Annotated in this window: 2 protein-coding genes; both read left to right on the forward strand. The window is 33.9% G+C overall.

What is annotated here, in order from left to right; translation table 11 throughout:
- The coding region (locus E5342_RS18905) for an ATP-binding protein (protein ID WP_135960072.1) at nt 1-766 on the forward strand (766 nt) is incomplete at its 5' end.
- A complete protein-coding gene (locus E5342_RS18910) occupies nt 759-1,499 on the forward strand; it encodes a TIGR02391 family protein (protein WP_168354525.1) in 741 nt (246 codons plus the stop codon). The genes E5342_RS18905 and E5342_RS18910, both read left to right, overlap by 8 nt.
- The last annotated feature ends 358 nt before the right edge of the window (nt 1,500-1,857 follow it).

Raw genomic sequence — 1,857 nt, forward strand, 5'->3', positions numbered from 1 at the left:
AACTAAATTTCAACAATTTCAAAGTACTCTTTCCGATTTTAATGGGACATCAATGATTATAGATGATAAAACATTCGGAGGTTCATTATACCAACAATATCTACAGGCTATGGCTTGGCTGGAAAGTAAACTGCAAGTTGCCTATAAAATAGAGGGAACAGGACCAAGAGAAGAAATTTGGGAAATACCTTTGACCGTATTTAAAGAAGCCATTATAAACGCTCTGTCACATCGTGATTACTACGAACAAGGTGCAAGCATTATGATAGAAATGTTTGACGACCGGGTAGAGATTTCCAATCCCGGAGGACTTTTACCTGTTGTAGCTAAAGATTTCGGGCATAAAAGCATGACACGTAATCCGCTAATCTTCGGTTTATTTACCCGTATGCACTTAGTTGAAAGAGTTGCATCCGGTATTCCTCGTATGCAGGAAGCCATGAGGGAAGCAAATCTACCCGAACCGGAGTTTCATACAGAGGGGATGTTTACAGCAGTGTTCAAAAGAGGTATCAGTATCAAAAATGATACTGTAAATGATACTGTAAATGATACTGTAAATGATACTGTAAATTCCAAAGAGCAGGAAGTCTTAGATATCATCAATCAATATCCGGGACTTAATTCGTCTAAGATAGCTGAATTAATAGGGAAAAGTACATCTACTGCTAAGCGCTATTTGAATTCTTTAGTTAGATTAGGAATAATAGAGTTTAGAGGAGCACAAAAAACAGGAGGATATTTTAAAAATGAGTTACATGAATAAATTTGAAGAACAAATCATAATATGCAAAGAGTGTTTAAAAGGAATATCTCAAAAAATTAATAACAATGGTGTTCCAAGTAACAATATAAATTATCAAAATCTATATAATGAATTGTACAAACTTTCAGAATTACTTCCGACTCACCTTACAATATATCAAAAAAGATTACGCGACTTTATTTTGCCCAATTTAAAAATGCGTGATATAGTATCTTATAATCAGTGGGGGCAACAAATTATTTTCCCATGTACAGGTATAAATCCCTATACATTAGGAGAAGTAATAGCAACACTAATATATATAGATGAAAATAAACATGAGTATGATAACATTTGGGTAAATATTCATCCTTGTATAATCCAATCGTCTCAAAAACTTTTCAACGATGCTCATTATGCGGAATCTGTTGAAGCTGCGTTTTTAGAAATCAATGTTAGGATAAAAGAAATTATAAAATTAAAAACAGGAGAAGATATTGACGGAGTGCCAGCTATGCAAAAAGCATTTTCTGTAAATAGTCCAATTTTAAAGTTGCATACTGACATTATTTCAAAAACAGGAAAAGACATACAACAAGGATATATGGAATTATTCGTTGGAGCTTTTAGATGTATTAGAAATCCCAAAGCACATGAAAAAATATCAATTACAAAAATTGAAGCTATACAAAAGTTACATTTTGCAAGTTTGTTGATGTATGAGATAGATAAGGCGAAAATTAATACCCTATAATTATATAGAGAATACAAAAATACACTATCTTTGTATTCAGAAATCGTACCTAAGATACAAACTTGTGTTGAACGGTGCAAAGCTGTGAAAACCTTATTCAAGGGACTAACATCGTAGAAAGGATATAACTTATTGAAAAATAGTGCTATACAAGCCGATTTTCGGTTACTGGTGGCACCACTTAGAAGAAAAGCAAAAGACAGTAAAATCCTGATTTCCAAACGAAATCGGGATTTTTTGTTTTCCGAGAGGACGCAAAAAACGGCAGAATATTACGGGTCAGCGGATTTTTCCGGTGGGCGGAGGAGGTGTCAAGAGTATAGTGTTGCCAGTCGGAACATGAAGAATTTGATGTCTC

Origin of the sequence: Parabacteroides distasonis, assembly GCF_004793765.1 — a bacterium.
Lineage (GTDB): Bacteria > Bacteroidota > Bacteroidia > Bacteroidales > Tannerellaceae > Parabacteroides > Parabacteroides distasonis_A.

Excerpts from the sequence above, each read along its gene's own strand:
- E5342_RS18910 (WP_168354525.1), top strand. The coding sequence starts at position 759 with ATGAATAAATTTGAAGAACAAATCATAATATGCAAAGAGTGTTTAAAA.